Below are 20,555 nucleotides of genomic sequence, written 5' to 3' on the forward strand. Positions count from 1 at the left end.
GCCGGCCTCTTCGCGGGCAAGCCCGCTCCCACAGGAGATGTGTGTTTTCCGACTTAACGGTTAAGCAAGTCCAGCCGCTGGCGAATCGACGCTTCGATCCCGGCCTCATCCAGGCCGCACTCGGCGAGCATTTGCGCCGGTTTTGCGTGCTCGACGTAGATATCCGGCAAGCCCAGGTGCAGCATCGACTTGAGAATGTTCTCGCGGGCGAGGAATTCGCTGACCGCGCCGCCGGCGCCGCCCATGATCGCGTTTTCTTCGAGGGTCACCAGCAACTCGTGGCTGCCGGCAATCTCGCGCACCAGCGCTTCATCCAGTGGCTTGACGAAACGCATGTCGACCACGGTGGCGTCGAGCTTCTCGGCGACTTTCAAGGCTTCGCTCAGTTGCACGCCAAACACTAGCATGGCGACCTTGCTGCCTTGGCGACGGACGCTGCCCTTGCCGATTTCGATCGGCTCGAGGTCTTTGTCGATAAGCGCGTTCGGGCCGCTGCCGCGCGGATAACGCACCGCCGCCGGACCGTTGTAGAGGTGGCCGGTGGTGAGCATTTTGCGCAGTTCGTTTTCGTCGCTCGGGGTCATGATGACCATGCCCGGGATGCAGCGCAGGTACGACAGATCGTAGCTACCGGCGTGCGTCGGGCCGTCCTCGCCGACCAGACCGGCGCGGTCGATGGCGAACAGTACGTCGAGGTTCTGTACGGCGACGTCATGCACTAACTGGTCGTAACCGCGTTGCAGGAACGTCGAATAGATCGCCACTACCGGTTTCGCGCCTTCGCAGGCCATGCCGGCGGCGAACGTCACCGCGTGCTGCTCGGCAATCGCCACGTCGAAATAACGCTCGGGGAAACGCTCGCTGAACGCCACCAGATCCGAGCCTTCCTTCATCGCCGGGGTGATCCCGACCAGACGGGGGTCAGCGGCCGCCATGTCGCACAGCCACTCGCCGAATACCGCCGAATACTTCGGCCCGCCGGCTTGCTTCGGCGCAGCGGCCGGGGCGTCCAGCGGTTCGAGTTTGGTGATGGCGTGGTAACCGATCGGGTCGACTTCCGCCGGGGCAAAGCCTTTGCCTTTCTTGGTGACGATGTGCAGAAACTGCGGGCCTTTGAGATCGCGCATGTTGCGCAGTGTCGCGATCAGGGTCGGCAAATCGTGGCCGTCGATCGGGCCGATGTAGTTCCAACCCAGTTCTTCGAACAGCGTGCCGGGAACCAGCATGCCTTTGGCGTATTCTTCGGTGCGACGGGCGATTTCCCAGGCGCCGGGCAGGCGCGAGAGGACTTTCTTGCTGCCCTCGCGCATGCTCGCGTAGGTGCGGCTGGAAAGGATCTTCGCCAGATAATTGGACAGCCCGCCGACGTTGCGCGAGATCGACATGTCGTTGTCGTTGAGGATCACCAACATGTTGGCGTTGACTTCCGGCGCATGGTTCAGCGCCTCGAAGGCCATGCCCGCGGTCAGTGCGCCGTCGCCGATCACGGCGATGGCCTTGCGCTCGCTGTCTTGCAGGCGGGCGGCAATCGCCATGCCCAGCGCGGCGCTGATCGAGGTGCTGGAATGACCGACGCCAAAGGTGTCGTACTCGCTCTCGGAGCGACGCGGGAAAGCGGCGATGCCGTCCTTCTGACGCAGGCTGCCCATGCGTTCGCGACGGCCAGTAAGGATTTTATGCGGATACGCCTGATGACCCACGTCCCACAGCAACCGGTCGTCCGGCGTGTCGAAGACGTAATGCAGCGCGATGGTCAGCTCGATCACGCCCAGGCCGGCACCGAAATGCCCACCGGTCTGACCGACCGTGTAGAGCAATTCCAGGCGCAACTCATCGGCCAGGGTTTCCAGCTCGGCTTCGCCTAACCGGCGCAGGCCGTCCGGCGTGTTCGCGCGGTCGAGCAGGGGCGTGGTCGGGCGCTTGCGGGGAATCTCATGAAACGTCGTGGGCATCAGGCGAATCGTTATAGGTATAAAAGATGCGGCAGTTTACCTGATGCATCGTCCCCTGCCCACGCGTTGGTCTTTTTTGGCCGATACGCCGTCAGTTGCGCCGCTCGACGATATACCGGGCCAACTCGCGCAGCGGCTCGGCTGCCGCGTCAAACGGTCGCAGGGCGTGCAGCGCCTGATCGCGCAGTTCCAGCGCGTAAGCCTTGGCGACGTCGAGGCCGAGCAGGGCCGGGTAGGTCGGCTTGTCCCGAGCGATGTCGGCGCCCTGGCGCTTGCCGAGCGTGGCGGTATCGCTTTCGACGTCGAGGATGTCGTCCTGCACCTGAAACGCCAGACCGATGGCCTGTGCGTAGGTCTGCAACGCTTGAAGCTGATCGGCCCCGGCATGCCCGCTGGCCAAGGCGCCGAGTCTGACGCTGACTTCGATCAGCGCGCCGGTCTTGTGCCGGTGCATCTGTTCAAGCGCTTTCTGATCGAGTTTGAGGCCGACCGAACCGAGGTCGATGGCCTGGCCGCCGACCATGCCCGCCGGGCCTGCGGCCTGCGCCAGCGCGGTGACCATTTGCAGACGGATATCGCTGGGGCAATCACTCAGGCGCGGGTCGAGCAGGGCACTGAAGGCCAGGCTCTGCAAACCGTCACCAGCGAGAATCGCGCACGCTTCGTCGAATTTCTTGTGCGTGGTTGGCTGGCCGCGACGCAGATCGTCGTCATCCATCGCCGGCAGATCGTCATGCACCAGCGAGTAGGCGTGGATCAACTCGACCGCGCATGCCGCGCCGCTGGCCTGTTCGGCCTGGCCGCCGAGCGCCTCGCACGCGGCGTAAGCCAACAATGGACGCACGCGTTTGCCGCCGTTCATCACACTGTAGCGCATGGCTTCGTAGAGCCGCGCCAGCTCCGGCAACGGCGCGTTGAACAAGGTCTCCAGCGCCGCGTTGACCCGGGCCTGACTGGTCGCCGAATACGCTGCAATCATTCTGGCTGTTCCGCGTCGAAGGGTTCCTCGGCGAGCTCGCCATCGCGCTCCAGCAGCACCTGCACCTTCTGCTCGGCTTGCGCCAGCGCTGCCTGGCAGTCCCGAGTCAGGCCGATACCCTGCTCGAAAGCGGTCAGCGAGTCTTCCAGCGACAATTCACCGTTCTCCAGACGCTCGACCAGTGTTTGCAGGTCGGCGAGGGACTGTTCGAAATCCAGTGCAGCTTTTTTGCGGGCCATGGCGGCAATTTCCGGTAGACGTTAAACCGGCGCGACACTAGCAGATAGGGGGGGTATGGGCAAATGAGCGGGCCTTGCCGCGGCTTAACCCTGTGGCGAGGGAGCTTGCTCCCGCTGGGTTGCGCAGCGACCCCAAAACCAGCCACCGCGATCAACAGGTGAACCGTGGTTGGCGGTCGGGGCCTGCTGCGCAGTCCAGCGGGAGCAAGCTCCCTCGCCACAAGGGTAGGTGATCAATCCGGATAGTTGATTTTGTAACGCGTGCTGCGTCCGCCGCCCGGCAAACGTTGCAGGCAGCCTTTTTCCAGCAACTCTGCCAGATGCCGCGTCGCGGTGGCTTTGGACACTTTCGCAACCGCTTGATATTGCCCTGCGCTGAGGCCCTGTTCGAAACCGCGCTCACTGCCATCAAGCAAGCGATTGAGCACTTTGATCTGCTCCGCTGAAAGGTCGGATTCGCGGTGCGCCTGCCAGAAACGGGTTTTGCCCAATACCGAGTCGATCCGGGTGATGGCTTGCTGCAGGCTGCGCAGCAAGGTCTGCAAAAACCACGTCAGCCACTCGGTGATATCGAGCGTGGCCTTTTGGCTCGCCTCCAGAATCCGGTAATAACCGACGCGATCCTCAAGAATGCTGGCGGACATTGCGTAGAAGCGGATCGTCTGCGCTTCGCCTTGAGCCAGTGCCAGATCAGTGACGGTGCGGGTCAGACGACCGTTGCCGTCATCGAACGGGTGCAGGGTGACAAACCAGAAATGGGCGATGCCTGCGCGTAGCAGCGGATCCAGAGAAACCTGATTGCGGCTGGCTTCGAACCAGTTCAAAAAACGTTCAAGTTGCTGTTCCAGCCCTTGGCGCGAAGGCGCCTCGAAGTGAACCGTTGGCCGGTCGAGGCGTCCAGACACGACTTGCATTGGCTCGTCGCCACGCAAGGTGCCGACGAGCATCGATCGGGCGCTGAACGTCGTTTCCTCGGCCGGGAACAGCCATGTGTGCCATTCCAGCAATCGTGAAACGGTCAGCGGCTCGTCGAAACCTTGGGTGGCATCGAGCATCAACTGCGCCAACCCTTCGCTACGCTGGCTGACGCTCTCGCGATCAACCCATTCCAGACCCAGGCGCCGGGCCAGAGAAGAACGCACGGAGCCGACATTCAGTTGTTCACCTTCGATGGCGGAGGAAGTCACGATGTTCTGTAGCAACGCATCGAGTTCGCTCTGTGCACTCATCGAATCGCCCACCGAGCCGGCCATTCCCAACAGTTGGCCCTGCGTCTGCACGCACTCGCGCAGCAGCGGGGCGAGGCGCTCGGCTTGCCAGTTGAAGTCGGGCCAATCGGGTTGTCGCCAGATCCAGTGCGCGGTCATCAATCATCTTTCCTACATGCGTGAGCCGAATAGCCGGCATATTCGGCTCATTTGGTGAGCCGAATATGCCGGCTATTCGGCTCACCGTCTACCAGGCGGCGCGATTCCTACAGCAATCACACCTGTATCTGATTGTTAAAAAACTGCCGAATCGCTAATCTTCGCGCCTTCTACGGCCCGACAGTCTCGGGCTATTCAGACGAAACGCAGTTCACCGCTGTGAAGCGCCGAGGATCGGGTGCAAGGTTTCGTTCAATGCATGGCAGGAGGCGTCACATGCGTTCGTTTCTTTTGCTGCTGGTCGGCCTCGTCTGCGCGCCTGCGCTGTGGGCGGCGCCGACTGCAGAATTGTCGGAACCGGTCGGTGGCTGGCGCTATCACGGCTTGCTTGATCGTTCGGAAAACCCGCAGGTCGCTTATCCGACGCCGCCGATCGATCGCGGCATTCAGCGCAATCGCACGATGATTCAGGGCCAGCTCAAGGCTATCGGGCACAGCCGCCCGCCGCACAGCCTCGCCGTCAACGGCAATCCATTGAATCTGTACACCGACGATCAGGGGCGCTTTGCCCGGCCGTACGCGTTCGGCGCCGGCTCCAACAGTGTCGAGGTGATCAGCGCCGAAGGCCAGTCGCTCAAGCGCGTGCAATTTTACGAAGCCAATAACCTGCGCACGCCGGCGCGGATTCGTCTGGTCCTGGGCTGGGACGATCCGAAAGCCGAGCTCGATCTGCATATTGTCACCCCCGATGGCCAGCATGCCTTTTGGGCACGGCCGGCGCTGAGCAATGGCGGCGGTCTCGATCCGGATGGCGTCGACGGCCCCGGCCCTGAAATGTTCACCATGACCGCGCCGTTGCACGGCACCTATCTGGTCTACGTCAACTATTGGGGCAACTTCGGCAACGGCGGCTATAACTTCGAGGAGACCAGCAACCAGAACGAGGTGATCACCTCGCAAATCACCCTGGTGCTCAACGAAAACACCGTCGACGAAAAACGCGAAACCTTCATCGTGCCCCTGCGGGCGATCGGTGATCTGCTGCTGGTCAAGACTTTCAACTATTAAGCATCCCGCCACGGATGAACTCGGATGTTGTGAACATGAGCGATAACACTGTGACCCAGGCTGCCGCGACACCCGCAGCCAAACCTTCGCGGCGCTGGCCGTTGGTACTGCTCGGCCTGTGCCTGGTGGCCGGCGTGGCGGGCGGTTTTGGCTGGCTGCTGCTCAAGCCCAAGGCGCCGCCAGCGGAACTTGCGAGCGACAAGCTTGGCCTCAGCCGTCCGGACGCCTTGCTCGAAACCCGCTCGCTGAGCCAGTTGCCCAAGGACCTGCTGACGGTGCCGTTCCTCAAGGCTACGCTGACCGAAGACTTCGTCTTCTATTACGAAACCCACGCCGATCGCCTCGGCCTGATCGGCAGCCTGCGCCGGATCGTCTACGAGCATGACCTGAAGTTGCAGGACAGCCTGATCGAGCAGCTTTTCGATCAACCGGCCGACGTCGCGCTGTGGCGTGGCGCCGATGGTCGCCTGAAGGATTTTCTGCTGGTGATGGATCGCGGCGGGCTGGCGAAGCTGCTCGAGCCGCTGGCGAAAGTGGCGCTGGATGACACTCAGCTCAGCGTCTTCGTCAGCCTTAAGGTGGGCGGTGACGAGGTGCCGTTGTACCAGCTCAGCTACGGCGCCAGTAAATCACTGCTGTTCGCGTCCCGCGGCGACAAACTGGTGGTGCTGTCCAATCCGGCCAAGTACTACGACCCGGAGAGCGGCGTGTCGCAAGAGCCCGGCCACGTCTCGGCGCAAGCGCTGGAGGCGCTGCTCAACGGCGAAAAACTCTTCCCCGAGGCGTTCGGCCTGCCGGCGAAAGGCCCGGAAACCAAGCAGCGCCTGTCGGTCAATTCCAGCGTCCTCGCCATGGGCTACCAGCGCTTCATCCCGAATTTCGCCGGGCTGCGTTTCGACATGGACGACAAGGGCTGGCACAGCTACCTGGCCATGGATGAGCTGGAAAACCAGCCGGACTTCGATTTTCAACCGGTCTGGCAAGCGATGCCGTTGGGCGCAAGCGCTTGCGTAACGCTGCCGGTGGCGGCCGAGCCGCAGAAGCCGATATTGATCAAGCTCGGCGCCGAAGAAGCCGTGGCGCAGACACTCACCGAACACGTGGCCGGCGCCGCGGGCCTGTGCTGGTACCCCGATTCGCGACTGTACACGCCTTTGCTGGTTGCCAGCCTCAAAGATGAAGACAGCGGCAAACTCGATGGCGATCTCGGCAAACTGTTCGGCTCGATGGTCGGCGCGTTCGAGGCCAACGTCGCCGAAAACGTATTTCCGGTGGTTGAGAAACAAGAAGGTCAAAGCCACGTCTGGCAGCGTCAGGTCAGCTCCAGTTTCGGCCCGTATGCGGCGAAGACTGCCGAGAACCCGGACGCCATCAGCGGCCGCGCGTTCATGAAAGTCAGCCTCGCCCGTCACGGCTCGACGCTGCTGTTTTCCCTCGACGACAAGCTGATCGACAAAGCCCTCGGCACCCTCGACAAGCGCTTCCCGCCGATGGCCGACGTGTTGCCCAAAGATGTGCTGATGCCGATCTACTTCGGCCCGGACGCGATGGCGCAACTGATGCAGCGCGAAACCCTCGACAGCCTGCCGCAGGACATGGAACCGGTGTTCTATAACGCCGCGCAAACTTACCTGATGCCGAAACTGCGCACCCTCGGCGGCTACGGCAAATATGCCCTGACCTTGCCCGAAGGTAGCGAGCCTGACGGTCACTGGCAATGGTTGCCACTGGAATGGAAAGCGCTGTGACCGCACTGATCCGCAGCCTCGGCCTGCTCGCGCTGCTGTTGAGCGCAGGTGCCCGTGCGGTTGAAGCGCCGGCGCTCGACCCTGCTCAGTCACAGGTGTTCCGCGCCTGGTTCGTGCGCATCGCCCAGGAACAACTGAGCCAGGGTCCGAGCCCACGCTGGTATCAGCAGGACTGCGCGGGACTGGTGCGTTTTGCTGCCAACGAAGCGCTGAAAGTCCACGATGACAAATGGCTGCGCAGCAATGGCCTGTCCAACCGCTATCTGCCGCCGGAGCTGTCGCTGAGTGACGAGCAGCGCAAGCTCGCTCAACAATGGCAGCAGGGCGGCGGCAAGGTTGGGCCCTACGTCAACGCGATCAAATTGATCCAGTTCAACAGCCATCTGGTCGGCCGCGATGTGTCGCAGGCGCGGCCCGGTGACTTGATGTTTTTTGATCAGGGCGACGACCAGCACCTGATGATCTGGATGGGTCGCTACATCGCCTATCACACCGGCACCACCACCCCCACTGACAACGGCATGCGTTCGGCAAGCCTGCAGCAACTCATGACATGGAAGGACACCCGATGGATACCCGACGCAGCCAACCCCAACTTCATCGGCGTCTATCGACTCAACTTTCTCTCCCAATGACCGGTGCCCGCATGTTGCGACTCTGCTCCCGAATCCCTTTGCTGTTGGCGCTGTTGCTGCCACTGGCGACCGTGAATGCCGACGATTCGGTCGAGCCCAGCGGCTACACGCCGGTGTCCGGCGAAAGCTTCTTTCTGCTCGCCGACAGCAGTTTTGCCAGCGATGAACAGGCGATGGTCCGGCTTGAAGCGCCGGGTCGCGATTACCGGCGCTTTCGCATGGAACCCTACGGCGGCGCCGACATTCGCGTATATCGCATCGACAAGCCGCTGGACTTTCTCAAGCGCCAGAAGAATCTGCACCGCGTCGTCAGTGACGGCCAGTTCAAGGGCGAAGGCCTTTCCAATACCCTCGCGTATCTCTGGGACAACTGGTACCGCAAATCCCGCCGGGTGATGCAGCGTGCGTTCTCTTACGAATCGCGCAAACAGGTCACTGAAGAAGTCCCGGAACTGAAGATGGGCGACGCCATGGTCGCGCCGACGCCGTACGACGCTCAGCCGCAATTCGCGCTGATCCCGGGTCTGCCGGTGGTCAGCCAGTTCCGTTATCCGCTGTGGCAGGCCAAGCCGATCCAGCCGCCGGCCGGGGTCAATCTGGCCGGCTCGTCGAGTGATTTTGTCAGCGTTGCGCCCGGGAACGTTTACATCCCGCTGGGCAACCTGAAACCGGGGCTGTACCTGGTCGAAGCACTGATCGGCAAGTACCGCGCGACGACTATGGTGTTCGTCTCCAACACCGTTGCGGTGAGCAAGATTGCCGGCGATGAATTGCTGGTCTGGGCCGCACGCAAACATGAGGGCAGTTCGGTATCCAAGGTCAATGTGCTGTGGACCGATGGCCTCGGTGTAATGAGCAGCGGTATCACCGATGCTGACGGCCTGCTGCGCCTGAAACACGTCAGCCCCGAGCGTTCGTTTGTCATCGGCGAGGACGAAGAGGGCGGGGTGTTCGTCTCGGAAAACTTCTACTACGACAGCGAAATCTACGACACCAAACTCTATGCCTTCACCGACCGGCCGCTGTATCGCCCGGGCGATTGGGTGTCGCTGAAAATCGTCGGTCGCGAGTTCAAGAATGCGCGTGATTCGGTGCTGCCGGGCGCGGCGGACGTCAGCGTCAGCGTGCTGGATGCCACCGGCACCGAGCTGCAAACCCTCGACCTGAAGCTGGACTCCAAGGCCGGTACGCAAGGCCGTTTTCAGTTGCCGGACAACGCCGTGGCCGGTGGTTACGAAATCCGTTTCAACTACAAGGATCAGGCCTATAGCAGTGCCTTTCGCGTGGCCGAATACATCAAGCCGCACTTTGAAATCTCGCTCAACCTGGCGAAGCAGGATTACCGCACCGGTGAGCCGGTCAAAGGCAGTCTGGTGCTGCTCTACCCGGACGGCAAACCGGTGGCCAACGCCAAGCTGACGCTGGGCCTGCGCGCTCAGCAACTGTCGATGGTCGACAACGAGCTGCAATACCTCGGGCAATTCCCGGTGGAACTGAGCAGCACCGAACTGACCACCGACAGCAAAGGCAACGCCAGCCTCGACCTGCCAGCGGCGGTTAAACCGAGCCGCTACATGCTCACCGTGTTCGCCAGCGATGGCGCGGCGTATCGGGTCAAGACCACCAAGGAAATCCTCATCGACCGAGGCGCCGCGAGTTTCCGCCTGAGCGCGCCACAGCGTTTCAGCGCAGTCGGCGACAAGGTCGCGTTCAGCTATGCCAACGAGGGCGGCATCGAACAGGGCAAAGCGGTTGTCCCGAGTACGTATGGCTGGGTTCGACTGGAGGACCAAAGCACGGGCGAAGGCAAACTCACCGCGACTGACAAAGGTTTCAGCCTCGCGTTCGAGCGTCCGGGTACTTACAACCTGACGCTGAAGGACCAACACGGCCGCGTCCTCGGCGCCACCGGCCATTCGGTCACTGGCGACGGTGTGAAAGCGGTGCCGGGTACGGTGGAAATTGTCCTCGACAAGCCTGAATACAAGGCCGGCGAAGAAGCGCTGGTGCTGATTACCTTCCCCGAGCCTGTCAGCGATGCTTTGCTGTCGCTGGAGCGCGACAAGGTCGAGGCCACCGCGCTGCTGGCCAAGGGCGGCGACTGGCTGAAGCTGGAAAAACTCAGCGACACTCAATACCGCGCACGCATCCCGGTGAAGGACAACTTCGCACCCAACCTGACCTTCTCGGTGCTCTATACCAAGGGCGGCCAATACAGCTTCCAGAACGCCGGGATCAAAGTGGTCGCGCCGCAAATTGATGTGGCGATCAGCACGGACAAAGCGGTGTACCTGCCGGGCGACACCGTTACGGTTGATCTGACCACTCAGTTCGCCGGCAAAGCCATTCCCGCGCACCTGACCGTCAGCGTGGTCGATGAAATGGTCTATGCGCTGCAACCGGAAGTCGCGCCGACCATCGACCAGTTCTTCTATCACCCGCGGCGTAACAACGTGCGCACCAGCGCCAGCCTGTCGTTCATCAGTTACGACGTGGCGCTGCCGGGCAGCCCTGGCGCGCCGGGCAAAGCCAATCGCAGCGAGCGTGGAGTGAAAGTGCTGGAGCGGCCGCGTCGCGAAGACGTCGACACCGCTGCGTGGCAACCGGAGTTGCTGACCGGCGCCGACGGCAAAACCCGCTTCACCTTCAAGATGCCGGACTCGCTGACCCGCTGGCGCATCACCGCCCGCGCCATTGCCGATGACGGTCAGGTGGGGCAGAAGAAACAGTTCGTCCGTTCGGAAAAATCGCTGTACCTGAAATGGAGCGGGCCGAGCAAATTCCGCAAGGGCGATCAGCCGCAACTGGGCGTGTTTGCTTTCAGCCAGGCCGAGAAACCGGTCAAGGCTGAGCTGGTCACTCACTACGCGGGTGCCGAACAGCGCCTGCCGGTGACCCTGAACAGCGGCATCAATTACCTGCCACTGCCGGCGTTCGCCCTGGCCTCTGGCGAGTGGACCGCGCAACTGGTGCAGGACGGCAAAGTCGCCGATGCCCTGGCCGTGCGTCTGAGCGCGACTGGGGATGGCTGGCAAATGACCCAGACGCAAAGCCTCGATGTGGTCAGCGGCGACACGCCTTTGAATCTGCCGGCGGATGCCACGGACATTCGCCTGCGTCTGGACGACAGCCCGCAAGCGCTGTTCCGTTCGGCCCTCGACGATCTGCTCAGCTACCCGTACGGCGGCGTCGAACAGACGGCCAGCCGTTTGCTACCGCTGAGCATCGCCTACCCATCGCTGGCCTCGAATCCGCAGACTCGCGATCGCTTGCGCCTGATCATGCAGAACAGCCGTCTGCGTCTGGTGCAAATGGCCGGGCCGTCGGCGAGCTTCACCTGGTGGGGCTACGACGGCGAGCCGGATGCATTCCTCACCGCGTATGCCTATTACGCCGACTGGAACGCCAGCCGCGTGCTCGACCTGTCCCTGCCGCCGGAGCATTGGCAGCGCGTGCTGGAGGTTTACGCCAGGCAGGCGCCGAACACGCCGTTGCTGCAACGGGCTCTGATTCTGTCGTTCGCCAAGCAGATGCAGTTGCCGGTGACCACGTTGCTCAGTGGTCTGATCGACGATCTGACCAAGGCAGGTGAAGGCAGCGCCGAGACCTTGCTCGACGATGGCCGGGACAGTCTGGTGATGAACGACCCGGATTCGGCGCTCGGTCTGGCCGCGGCACGGGTGTTGACCGCTGCGTTGGCCACGCAGGCGAAAGTCGCTTTGCCAGATGCGTTCAATCGTCAATTGGGCGCAGCGCAACAACGTCTGGCGGTCAGTTCGCAGCCGTTTGTCGAAGCGCTGAACCTGTCGCTGCAGCCGTTCGATCAAGCTCGCGCGACGGCGTTGCTGCAACGTCTGCTGCCGCAGCAATCGACGCTGGAGCGGGCACTGGCGCTGACCTGGCTGCAACGCAGCATCGCCCAGGCGTCGCCGACCATCGCGCTGATGCCCGGTGAGGGGTGGAAGAAAAATTACGGTGCCAGCGGCGAGATGTACTGGACATGGCAGGGTGCGACGCCGCAGCCGAGCGTGCTGACCGTGTCCGGTATTCAAGAGCGGCCGCTGCGCGCGGCGCTAAGTTTCCAGACTCAACAGCCGCCAAGTGATCCGATGGCCGTGACCGTCACTCGGCGTCTGTCGCGACTGGTGCCGGGCGACGAAGCATTCACCTTCAAACTCGAGCCGGTCGGCAGCAAGCCGCTGTCCAGCGACAGCCTGTACCTGGACGAAGTGATCCTCACCAGCAAAGCGCCGCAACCCCTGCGCTACGGCATGCTTGAAGTGCCGCTGCCGCCCGGCGCCGATGTTGAACGCACCACGTGGGGCATCAAATTGCAGGGCAAGGACGGCACCGAACCGACTGCGCTGGAGAAAGCGAAATTCGAACCGGGGCAACTGGCCTACGCGGTGCCGGTGGATGCGCTGAGCGGCGAATTGCGCCTGCGCCATCTGGTGCGCTTCTCGCAGAAAGGTCAGTTCAACCTGCCACCGGTGCGCTTCAGTCAGGTTTACGCACCGCAGCATCAGGCCCAGGAAGCGAAAGCTGCCCTCGGTCAGGTCACGGTCAACTGACATGCGCCGGCCGCTGCTGTGGCTGTTGTTCTGGGCGATGCCTGCGTTGGCAACGGCGCAGGATGAGCCGTTGCGCGTCGCTTATAAGGGCGAGCTGTTGTCGTTGAATCAGACGCAAGTGATCGCGCGCGAAGCGTTGCCAGCGTCGCTCGATGCACCGCTGGGCAGTTTGTGGAAATTGTTCGTCTACGCGTGGCTGGTGGACAGCGGCGCGCGCGAGCCTGCTTACGAATGTCGCGGGCAGTCGAAGGAAGAGGTTTATTGCTGCTCGGCGGGCGGCCGGATCGAACGTGATCAGGCGCTGGTGAAATCCTGCGGTTTGTATTTCGAGCCGGCGCGATTGGCCATTGCTGCGGCGGATTGGCGCGCGTATTGGCAGGCGCGGCAGGCGCCAGCCTGGTTGCTCGACTTGTCGTCGGTGCAACCGGCTACTCGGGTCGCCGTTGCCGATTTGCTCAAAGTGCTGGCTTCAATGCCGGCTCAAGATCAGATGCGCCGCGTGCTGCTTGATGTCGTGCTGAGCGCAGCGGACGGCAATGTCGTCGGTGAGTTGGGCGGACGTTTGCGGGTGAAAACCTGGAGCTGGCTCGGCGATCAGGATGCGCAATCGCGCCAGGGTGGATTCGCTGGCTGGACCCACGACGGCGTGCCAATCTGGGCGGGTGGGCGCGGCACCAGCCAGAGGGTGTTGCGGCATTACGGGCAGGCGCTGGCCAGCGTATTGCCGACGGCTTGGCCAGCGGCCGCAGGGCGTTGTGTGGAAGTCGGGCTGTTCTCGAAATATCCGCTGTCGAAGGTTCTGGCGGGTGATCGTGTGGCGACGTCTGGTCCGTTGCGCGGCGACTACCGTGTCGAATTCGCCAATGGCAACGCGCTGGATATCCACAGCGACGGCGAACTGTTTCTGCTCAACGACCAACTCGTCGCGAGGCTTGATCGCGAAGAGTACGTCGCTCGCGTCCTCGAACGCGAAGCCAGACCCGAACCCGCCGAAGCGGCCAAAGCCCTCGCCGTCGCCATCCGTACCTACCTGCTGCAAAACGCCACGCGTAACGGCGAATGCCTGAGCATCGACGACAGCAGCAGTCGCCAACGTGTCGCCCCGCGCCCGGCCTCCAGCGAATCACGCCGCATCGCCGCCTGGACCGCCGATCTGGTCCTGGCCGGCAGCACCGTCACCTATCACTCCGACCAGCCCGGCCCGGACAAGCTCGCCTGGCAGCAAGCCGTCGCACAAGCCAACGCTGGGCAGCGCTACGACGCGATCCTGCTACACGCCTATCCACGCGCCAGCCTCAGCCGCTGGGACAACCCGGTCGCCTCCTGCGAAGCGTTACCCACCGCGCAGGACTGGCTGCAGAAACAACGACGCGGCTGGCGTCCGAAGCTGGAAAGCGAAACCGGCTACAACGAAGTCAGCGCGTTCGCCGTGTGCAAACTCGCCTTCGGCCGGCCCTTTGTCGACCGCGAACGCCAGCGCATTTACGTGCGCGGCGTGCTGACCCTGCAGGATCGCCTCGACCTGACCCACGAATACTTGCACCTGGCCTTCGAAGCACACCCCAATGGCCAGGATGAAACCTACATCGAAGGGCTCGCCCGTCACCTCTTGCTGGAATAGACCATGACACTCCGTTATCCACAGGTCTTGCTGCTGCTCTGTGCCTTCAACGTACTGCCGCAAGCGTTCGCCGCCGACGGCGTCAAACTCGACACCCCGGTCGGCGGCTGGCGCAGCGGCGCACCGGAAGGCGAGGGCGAAAGCTTCCGGCAGACGGTCAACTACCCGGCTTCGTCGGTCAACACCCCGCTCGGCCAGGCCAACACCGCGCGCATCAGTGGCCAGATCAAAGCCATCCCCAAGAACAACGAACCCGGCCGGCTGATCGTCAACGGCGTCAGCATGCCGCTGAAAATCGACCCCGCCGGCCGCTTCGACCGCCCGTTCTCCTTCCCCAACGGCAGCAACAGCGTCGAAGTCCGCAGCCCCGACGGCCAACAGCGCCACCGCACCCAGTTCCTCAATGCCCGCGGCGGCGCCACCCCGGCCAAGCTCCGCGTCCTGCTGGCCTGGGACAGCGACGGCACCGACCTCGACCTGCACCTGATCACTCCTGACGGCGCCCACATCTGGTACGGCAACCGCAGCGCCGCCAACGGCGCCGCGCTGGACGTCGACGTCACCACCGGCTACGGCCCGGAAATCGCCGCCATGCCAGCGCCGATCAAGGGGCAGTATCTGGTTTATGTGAATTATTACGGTGGTGGGTATCGCGGGGATGACGAAGGCGGGGATGAAGCGGTGCAGGCGCTGACGACGGCGCAAGTGACGGTGATTACGGAAGAGGGCACGCCGAGCGAGAAAATGGAGACGTTTCTGGTGCCGATGCGGGCGGTGGGGGAGTTGACGTTGGTGAAGTCGTTTAGTTATCCGTGACGGAAATTGGGCAGCAGGTTGCTGCCCAATTTTATCGAGCGTCTTTCAGACCGCTAATCCAGGCCGGAAAGTACTGGATGTCAGGCGCTTGAGCGCAATATCAAGGGCCTGATCATCGAACAGTTTGCTCTTGCGAGCCGCAGCACCGGCGCCACCGTCCCAATGCTTCAATGCTTCGCGTAGCGCTGGAACAGTCGCAGATACCCCTTCCTGGCTCAACAACCAATCGACCGTGGCCAATAACTCCATACCGAATGGCGATTCAAAACCGTCAATCAGTTGAGCCGTACGTTCCAACGCTTGCGAATATGCCTTGGCCTCAGTCTTGAGATACGTTTGTAAAAACGCTTTGCGATCTTGATCAAACCAGATCACATCATTAATGCCTGCGTCGCTGATGCGCTTGTCACAGTGCAGATAGCTGCCATCGAGGTTATCAAGCAGGTGTTCCAGCCGGTTGGCGTACGGGCCATATTTATGTGCGACGAACTTCAGATTCAGAGGGTTCTGGGTATCTGGCAACTGCTCGATAGCGCGCTCAAGAAACCAGGCGAGCTTCTGAATCTCCAGCAGACTGCACTCCATGCCTAAAACCCAGTAGCGACGAACCAGTTCGGCGATAAGCGCTCGGGCTGGCGTGAGCTTTTCTACGCCCGCGCGTTTGGCGACATTCAGGTACTGATTGGACGGCTCGAATACCAAAACATCAGCGTCCAGGTCTCCCAACACTTCGACAATCTGTTCACGGACTTCAGGCCACTTCAAACCGCCGTTACCAGCACCTAACGGTGGAACCGCAACGGATTTCACATCGTTTTCAAGCAGGAACCGCCGCAGGTCATGCAAACCTTCGGTGATCCACGCCATTTGCGACGGCGACCGCCAGTGGCGCTTGGTGGGAAAATTCACGATCCAGCGAGGGCCATCGAGTTCGTTGGTGGCGGTCACATGCATTTTGCCGGTTTCTACTTCCCCGGCCTTACACGCCGCTGCATACACTCGGTAGTTCTGCGCAAAGCGTTCTTTGAACATCAATGCGATGCCCTTGCCCATCACACCCACAGTATTCACCGTGTTGACGAGGGCTTCGGTTTTGGCTTCCAGCAGGTTGCCTTGGGTGAATCTGATCATTGGAAATACCATTTGGGACGCGCATGGACAGGCAACGTCAGGCCTCTGGCTGCGACGTCTGCTTCTATGCGTACTTTCATTGCATCGGTGTGGCACATGATGCCCAGTAGTCCCGTAATCGGTAAGTGATGGTGGATCAGCGCCTCAGCCTGATAACGCTCCATTTTGCGAGGGTCATCAGGGTCGCGCTTGAAGTCGCGTCGTTGAAGGATAGACCAATCGATCTGGTCGAGATTCGCCAGATCACTGTAATAGTTTGTCCAACTCGGATAGGCATGTGCGTTTGTGAAGACAAACGGTAGGCCTAGCTCTTCAACGCGATACAGGCTCGAGACCAGAATTACGATCTCGTCGTTGCTGCGTTGCTGAACACTCCAGCCAGAGTGAATGTTCTGCATCATCACCGAGAAGGGTGTGAAATAGAAGGGCACGTAGTCGGCCAGAACGCCCTCGGGTGCAATAGGCACCTGACGGGAACGGCGCTTGTCGATCAAGTCGACGTTGCCGATATTTACGTACTCAGGCGCCTGTGCTTCCGAAGTTGCGCAATGCAAACCGTTGTCCAAAATCCAGGGCAGGTTATCGCGATGGACGATACGCCAAATCAGAGCTTTCTCTGGATTCAGGCTGGTGTAGTTCATTTATAAGAACATTCCGGGATTCACGCTGATGGGAGTCGCAAGCTTTGCCATGCGCATTTTAGCCTCACAAAGCGAGCCGACTTCATCGGTTGGTGCATAAATCCTGGAAAAATTTTGGGGATTTACCACTCCCGGCGATAGGCATTCGGCCATGCAAACGCTTTTGCACTCCGGGTTCTGATAATCCCGAGTACTCATCAGCTCCCAATTAATTGCTTCAAAACCTGCGTTGTAATCGAGCAGTTGAATCGCATCATCAGCGAGTGGGTGACGCGGAATAATCTTCCAGTCGTTTTGTTTCGCAAATGATCGAAAGACGGAGATGAGGACGAATTTCTCTTTAGGCCGACTGAGCTGTACACGTCCATCAAAAGGATTCGCAGCAAACCAGTGGAATGGCACATAGTGATCAAGATTGAGCGCTTTGCGCTTTTTGAGGATTTCGCTGTCTGCGACGTCGGTGAAATTTTCCAGACTGGCCCGAGGCTTTAGGCCTTCCTTGAAGATTCCATCCAGATTCTCAACGGAGGTGAGGTGGTAAACGAAGTATTTTTCCCTGATGTTTGCGTCCGACATAGTGGTCTCCTTGACCTGCGCATCAACCTAAACTGAATTCAGTCCCGGCCTTGCCCCGCGCTGATGTAACCCTCGATCCGTGGGGGTTGGTGGAACGCTCGTTGCGATTCTAATGTGCCATTACGTTTAACCACAATCACCAAGGGAAATCAGTTTTCAGGTGTCCGCGCGCGCCGGTTAATCGGGAAAAACGCCGCAAAGCGCATTGCCCTGGTAACCATGAACAATCGGCCCCAGCATCATTAACGGGCCGCAGGCGTGGAACGGCGCCGTCACCGTTTGTTTTGAATAGAGCAAAACGATTTCATTGCCAGACTCGTCATTGCCAAAGGACTGTTCGGAGTACGACGAACACACTGGCAACTTCAACGGCACAGGGATGATCAGCGCCCAAACAGTGATGCCGCACCATTCACGGGTAGGCGCTGATTGCGCGGTTCGGGTAATCGCTGGCGTGAGCGAACGAGCGCTTAGAGCTTTGTACTCGTCAGTTCTGAGTGTGGTTTTCTCAGGCAAAGCCACGATGGCACCGACGCAGCCTGATAGGCACAAGCCTAAAGCAGTGATGAGGAGGCTCGATTCAAAAGTTGCGTGGGGAGATGCGAGACGCATGTTTTAAACTTCCTTGTACGGTATGTTTCGAAATCAGGACCGGGACGGCAACCGATCTTGCGCAAGTTCATAGGCCGCCTCTCGCTCGCGTTTGCCAATAGCGACCACGAACACCAGGATTTCCTGATCGAGTACCTGATAGATCAAGCGATAACCGGCGCTATTCAATTTCACTTTGTAGCAGTCTGGTAGCTCGCGAAGCCGATTGGCTTCGATTCGAGGATTTTCCAAGACCTCAGCCAGTTTCTTTTTGAACTGTTGGCGAACCGTATCGCCCAGCTTGTTCCACTCCTTTAATGCACGTCGATCAAACTCAAGCTCATAAGTCATCCAGACTCACCTTGACCCGCTGAGGGGATGCGAGACGTTCGGTGACTACGGCAATAAGCGCTTCATCTTCTTCACTGAGCAACGCGGCTTTGAAGGGTAACTTGCCCCGCTCTGCAACATATTGGAGGGTTTGGCGCAGAAGCTCCGACGGCGTGACGCCGAGCTTTTCGAGTTCGGCGAAGGAGCGCTGTTTCAAATCATCATCGATGCGGATGTTGATGGAAGCCATGATGGAATACCTGTAATGACGGTTGTCGTTACGGTAACAAGAGGGTCGCCTTCTCGACAAGTGAGAATTCAAGTTCCGGACGGTAGGCGTAGCCTTTTCGCAGACATTAAAAAGCCGGCTTGTGGCCGGCTTCTCGGGGACTGGCTTGGTTTATTTTTGGTAAACCGCGCCAGCCTTCAAAACGTACATCCGGATCTGCGTCCGGCTGTGGGACTTGGTCAGACGTTGGTCTGCCGCGTCGGGCGTCATCTGAGCCGCTGGGCGGGTCGATGCGCAAATGTGGGGCGCAGGATACTGAGTTTTGCTTTGGATTCCCAGCCTCAAGTGCGGGTTAGAGCGACTTCGGCGTTACAAATTCTGGATTTGTACCGCTTGTCAGGGCCTCTTCGCGGGCAAGCCCGCTCCCACAGGGTTCGTCGAAGAGCCGAGATCGACGGGCCCGTCACAAAAACGGCACCACCGGCCTGCGCTTGCCAAGCGTCGACCACCAGAATACCCAGCCCAGAATATGGATCCGCTGCTCCTCGATCTGCGCCGGCCGGAAAACCTCGTCGGGGTATTCGGCGCTGTTGTGGCTGCGCATGCGCAGGCCGTTGCCGGGCATGCGGTGCAGGTATTTGATGCGCAGCATGCCTTCGTGTTCGACGGCGTAGATTTCGCCGTCGACGACCTGGGTCAGGCCGCGGTCGATGGCGACGATGGAGCCGTCCTCGATGCGTTCGGCCATGCTGTTGCCGATCATGTGGGCACAGATGGCGTTGGCGTGCTTGATGTCGAGTTGGTCGAGGTGGGCGCGGGGCAGGCGGATGGACTGATCCGGGTCGAGGATGACCTCGGTTTTGCCGCCGCCGTTGGCGATGGGTGCTTCCTTGAAGAACGACAGGTCGACGTCGCTGGGGTTGACGACCGTGTACACCCCGCGAATGGCCTGGGCATCGAACGTGTCGCCATTGCTCGCCGGAGGGTGCAGGCGCGGGATGTCCTTGACGCCTTCTCCGGTCTTCAGCCAGTCACTATTGACCGACAGCAGGCGTGAGACTTCTTCCATGCGATACGCCGGGACGCCCCGGGTGTACCAGTTATGAACGTTTTGGGCTTCCGTGCCCCAGAACTTTGCGAAATCCGTGGTGCTGATGTTCGCTGCTTCCAGGAGTGCCCTGAATCGTGGACCGCTAGTGTTCTTTCTCATAAACACGAGTCTACGGGCGGGCTAGAGCGGTTTGAATAAACTCGACGTTCAAAAAATGGCTGTATTTTGCGACTGGATGTAAGACTTGCTTGTGGGAAATTAAACAGATTAAAACCGTATGCTGAATTTTAAACACGCTGTTTAACGAAGTTTTCCAGGCACAAAAAACCCCGGAATTCCGGGGTTTTCGTCAAGCCTCACGCGAAGCGCAATGGCTTAGCCTTTGTAGGCGGCAACCGACTTGGTGATCGCTTCGCGGGCGGCGTCTGCACCGGCCCAGCCTTCGATCTTGACCCATTTGCCTTTTTCGAGATCTTTGTAGTTCGCGAAGAAGTGCTCGATCTGCTGGATCAGCAGTGGCGGCAGGTCGGTGTATTCCTTCACGTCGACGTACAGCTGGGACAGCTTGTCGTGTGGCACGGCGATGACTTTGGCATCGCCGCCGCCGTCGTCGGTCATGTTCAGGATGCCGACCGGACGGGCACGGATAACCGAGCCTGGGGCGACCGGGTAAGGGGTCACGACCAGCACGTCGAGGGGGTCGCCATCGTCAGCCAGGGTGTTCGGGATGTAACCGTAGTTGGCCGGGTAGAACATCGGGGTGGCCATGAAACGGTCAACGAACAGGCAATCGCTGTCTTTGTCGATTTCGTATTTGATCGGCGCGTGGTTGGCCGGGATCTCGATCGCGACGTAGATGTCGTTCGGCAGGTCTTTGCCAGCCGGAATCTTGCTGTAGCTCATTGGGCGTTGCCCCCGTAGTTGACCAAAAAAACCTGGTCGGATTGACCAAAAAGTGGCGGCGATTATAGGCATATTCTGCCGCGTACGCCATGTGCCGAAAGTCGTGC

General features: G+C 60.6%; 18 protein-coding genes. 6 read left to right on the forward strand and 12 right to left on the reverse strand.

Going from position 1 to position 20,555, the window contains the following annotated elements; genetic code table 11:
* Positions 1-53 precede the first annotated feature (53 nt).
* The 4 genes from dxs to HU743_RS17045 all read right to left on the reverse strand — a co-directional run bounded on the left by dxs (position 54) and on the right by HU743_RS17045 (position 4,537).
* On the reverse strand, positions 54-1,952 hold the full coding sequence (gene dxs, locus HU743_RS17030) for a 1-deoxy-D-xylulose-5-phosphate synthase (protein ID WP_186649978.1): 1,899 nt from the start codon (positions 1,950-1,952) through the stop codon (positions 54-56).
* Positions 1,953-2,043: 91 nt separating this feature from the next.
* Positions 2,044-2,931 carry a (2E,6E)-farnesyl diphosphate synthase gene (gene ispA / locus HU743_RS17035; protein ID WP_186649980.1) on the reverse strand — a complete coding sequence of 296 codons (888 nt, stop codon included), beginning with the start codon at positions 2,929-2,931 and terminating at the stop codon, positions 2,044-2,046.
* A complete protein-coding gene (locus HU743_RS17040; RefSeq protein WP_003228627.1) occupies positions 2,928-3,170 on the reverse strand; it encodes an exodeoxyribonuclease VII small subunit in 243 nt (80 codons plus the stop codon). The genes ispA and HU743_RS17040 overlap by 4 nt, the downstream gene beginning before the upstream one ends.
* 233 nt (positions 3,171-3,403) lie before the next feature.
* Positions 3,404-4,537, reverse strand: coding sequence for a Fic family protein (locus HU743_RS17045; RefSeq protein WP_186649983.1), 1,134 nt, complete (start codon positions 4,535-4,537; stop codon positions 3,404-3,406).
* Positions 4,538-4,813: 276 nt separating this feature from the next.
* On the opposite strand from HU743_RS17045, the gene HU743_RS17050 reads away from it, so the two are divergent.
* The 6 genes from HU743_RS17050 to HU743_RS17075 are packed head-to-tail and all read left to right on the forward strand — an operon-like array spanning position 4,814 to position 14,996.
* Positions 4,814-5,605, forward strand: a complete 792-nt coding sequence (locus HU743_RS17050) for a DUF2135 domain-containing protein (RefSeq protein ID WP_186649985.1) — start codon at positions 4,814-4,816, stop codon at positions 5,603-5,605.
* A 35-nt stretch (positions 5,606-5,640) separates the two neighbouring features.
* The gene (locus HU743_RS17055; RefSeq protein WP_186649987.1) at positions 5,641-7,353 is read left to right on the forward strand and encodes a DUF2138 domain-containing protein; all 1,713 of its coding nucleotides are present in this window, start codon (positions 5,641-5,643) and stop codon (positions 7,351-7,353) included.
* On the forward strand, positions 7,338-7,988 hold the full coding sequence (locus HU743_RS17060) for a DUF1175 family protein (protein ID WP_186619522.1): 651 nt from the start codon (positions 7,338-7,340) through the stop codon (positions 7,986-7,988). The genes HU743_RS17055 and HU743_RS17060 overlap by 16 nt, the downstream gene beginning before the upstream one ends.
* Entirely contained in the window at positions 7,985-12,559 is a 4,575-nt protein-coding gene (locus tag HU743_RS17065) for an alpha-2-macroglobulin (protein WP_186649989.1), read from the forward strand. The genes HU743_RS17060 and HU743_RS17065 overlap by 4 nt, the downstream gene beginning before the upstream one ends.
* A gap of 1 nt (position 12,560) precedes the next feature.
* Positions 12,561-14,180 carry a DUF2300 domain-containing protein gene (locus tag HU743_RS17070; protein ID WP_186649991.1) on the forward strand — a complete coding sequence of 540 codons (1,620 nt, stop codon included), beginning with the start codon at positions 12,561-12,563 and terminating at the stop codon, positions 14,178-14,180.
* Between the two features lie 3 nt (positions 14,181-14,183).
* Entirely contained in the window at positions 14,184-14,996 is an 813-nt protein-coding gene (locus HU743_RS17075) for a DUF2135 domain-containing protein (RefSeq protein WP_186649992.1), read from the forward strand.
* Positions 14,997-15,041: 45 nt separating this feature from the next.
* On the opposite strand, the gene HU743_RS17080 is transcribed toward HU743_RS17075, so the two are convergent.
* The 8 genes from HU743_RS17080 to ppa form a co-directional block, all read right to left on the reverse strand.
* On the reverse strand, positions 15,042-16,127 hold the full coding sequence (locus HU743_RS17080) for a macro domain-containing protein (RefSeq protein ID WP_186649994.1): 1,086 nt from the start codon (positions 16,125-16,127) through the stop codon (positions 15,042-15,044).
* Positions 16,124-16,768, reverse strand: coding sequence for a DUF4433 domain-containing protein (locus HU743_RS17085; protein WP_186649996.1), 645 nt, complete (start codon positions 16,766-16,768; stop codon positions 16,124-16,126). Before HU743_RS17085 ends, HU743_RS17080 begins: the two co-directional genes overlap by 4 nt.
* Positions 16,769-17,344: a DarT ssDNA thymidine ADP-ribosyltransferase family protein gene (locus HU743_RS17090; protein ID WP_186649999.1), complete on the reverse strand. Its 576-nt coding sequence runs from the start codon at positions 17,342-17,344 to the stop codon at positions 16,769-16,771.
* 177 nt (positions 17,345-17,521) lie between these two features.
* Complete coding sequence (locus HU743_RS17095; RefSeq protein WP_186650002.1) at positions 17,522-17,956, reverse strand: hypothetical protein; 435 nt, start codon at positions 17,954-17,956, stop codon at positions 17,522-17,524.
* Positions 17,957-17,989: 33 nt separating this feature from the next.
* The gene (locus tag HU743_RS17100; RefSeq protein ID WP_186650005.1) at positions 17,990-18,286 is read right to left on the reverse strand and encodes a type II toxin-antitoxin system RelE/ParE family toxin; all 297 of its coding nucleotides are present in this window, start codon (positions 18,284-18,286) and stop codon (positions 17,990-17,992) included.
* Positions 18,276-18,515: a type II toxin-antitoxin system RelB/DinJ family antitoxin gene (locus HU743_RS17105; RefSeq protein WP_039761862.1), complete on the reverse strand. Its 240-nt coding sequence runs from the start codon at positions 18,513-18,515 to the stop codon at positions 18,276-18,278. Before HU743_RS17105 ends, HU743_RS17100 begins: the two co-directional genes overlap by 11 nt.
* A 442-nt stretch (positions 18,516-18,957) precedes the next feature.
* Positions 18,958-19,704 (reverse strand): helix-turn-helix transcriptional regulator, encoded by a 747-nt coding sequence (locus tag HU743_RS17110; protein ID WP_186650007.1) that lies wholly within the window; start codon positions 19,702-19,704, stop codon positions 18,958-18,960.
* A 216-nt stretch (positions 19,705-19,920) separates the two neighbouring features.
* Complete coding sequence (ppa, locus tag HU743_RS17115; RefSeq protein ID WP_003205933.1) at positions 19,921-20,448, reverse strand: inorganic diphosphatase; 528 nt, start codon at positions 20,446-20,448, stop codon at positions 19,921-19,923.
* Positions 20,449-20,555: the final 107 nt, after the last annotated feature.

It is taken from the genome of Pseudomonas sp. SWRI99, assembly GCF_014270125.1.
Lineage (GTDB): Bacteria > Pseudomonadota > Gammaproteobacteria > Pseudomonadales > Pseudomonadaceae > Aquipseudomonas > Aquipseudomonas hamedanensis.

Coding starts and splice junctions, on each gene's coding strand:
- dxs (WP_186649978.1), bottom strand. CDS start 1,952: ATGCCCACGACGTTTCATGAGATTCCCCGCAAGCGCCCGACCACGCCC.
- ispA (WP_186649980.1), bottom strand. CDS start 2,931: ATGATTGCAGCGTATTCGGCGACCAGTCAGGCCCGGGTCAACGCGGCG.
- HU743_RS17040 (WP_003228627.1), bottom strand. CDS start 3,170: ATGGCCCGCAAAAAAGCTGCACTGGATTTCGAACAGTCCCTCGCCGAC.
- HU743_RS17045 (WP_186649983.1), bottom strand. CDS start 4,537: ATGACCGCGCACTGGATCTGGCGACAACCCGATTGGCCCGACTTCAAC.
- HU743_RS17050 (WP_186649985.1), top strand. CDS start 4,814: ATGCGTTCGTTTCTTTTGCTGCTGGTCGGCCTCGTCTGCGCGCCTGCG.
- HU743_RS17055 (WP_186649987.1), top strand. CDS start 5,641: ATGAGCGATAACACTGTGACCCAGGCTGCCGCGACACCCGCAGCCAAA.
- HU743_RS17060 (WP_186619522.1), top strand. CDS start 7,338: ATGGAAAGCGCTGTGACCGCACTGATCCGCAGCCTCGGCCTGCTCGCG.
- HU743_RS17065 (WP_186649989.1), top strand. CDS start 7,985: ATGACCGGTGCCCGCATGTTGCGACTCTGCTCCCGAATCCCTTTGCTG.
- HU743_RS17070 (WP_186649991.1), top strand. CDS start 12,561: ATGCGCCGGCCGCTGCTGTGGCTGTTGTTCTGGGCGATGCCTGCGTTG.
- HU743_RS17075 (WP_186649992.1), top strand. CDS start 14,184: ATGACACTCCGTTATCCACAGGTCTTGCTGCTGCTCTGTGCCTTCAAC.
- HU743_RS17080 (WP_186649994.1), bottom strand. CDS start 16,127: ATGATCAGATTCACCCAAGGCAACCTGCTGGAAGCCAAAACCGAAGCC.
- HU743_RS17085 (WP_186649996.1), bottom strand. CDS start 16,768: ATGAACTACACCAGCCTGAATCCAGAGAAAGCTCTGATTTGGCGTATC.
- HU743_RS17090 (WP_186649999.1), bottom strand. CDS start 17,344: ATGTCGGACGCAAACATCAGGGAAAAATACTTCGTTTACCACCTCACC.
- HU743_RS17095 (WP_186650002.1), bottom strand. CDS start 17,956: ATGCGTCTCGCATCTCCCCACGCAACTTTTGAATCGAGCCTCCTCATC.
- HU743_RS17100 (WP_186650005.1), bottom strand. CDS start 18,286: ATGACTTATGAGCTTGAGTTTGATCGACGTGCATTAAAGGAGTGGAAC.
- HU743_RS17105 (WP_039761862.1), bottom strand. CDS start 18,515: ATGGCTTCCATCAACATCCGCATCGATGATGATTTGAAACAGCGCTCC.
- HU743_RS17110 (WP_186650007.1), bottom strand. CDS start 19,704: ATGAGAAAGAACACTAGCGGTCCACGATTCAGGGCACTCCTGGAAGCA.
- ppa (WP_003205933.1), bottom strand. CDS start 20,448: ATGAGCTACAGCAAGATTCCGGCTGGCAAAGACCTGCCGAACGACATC.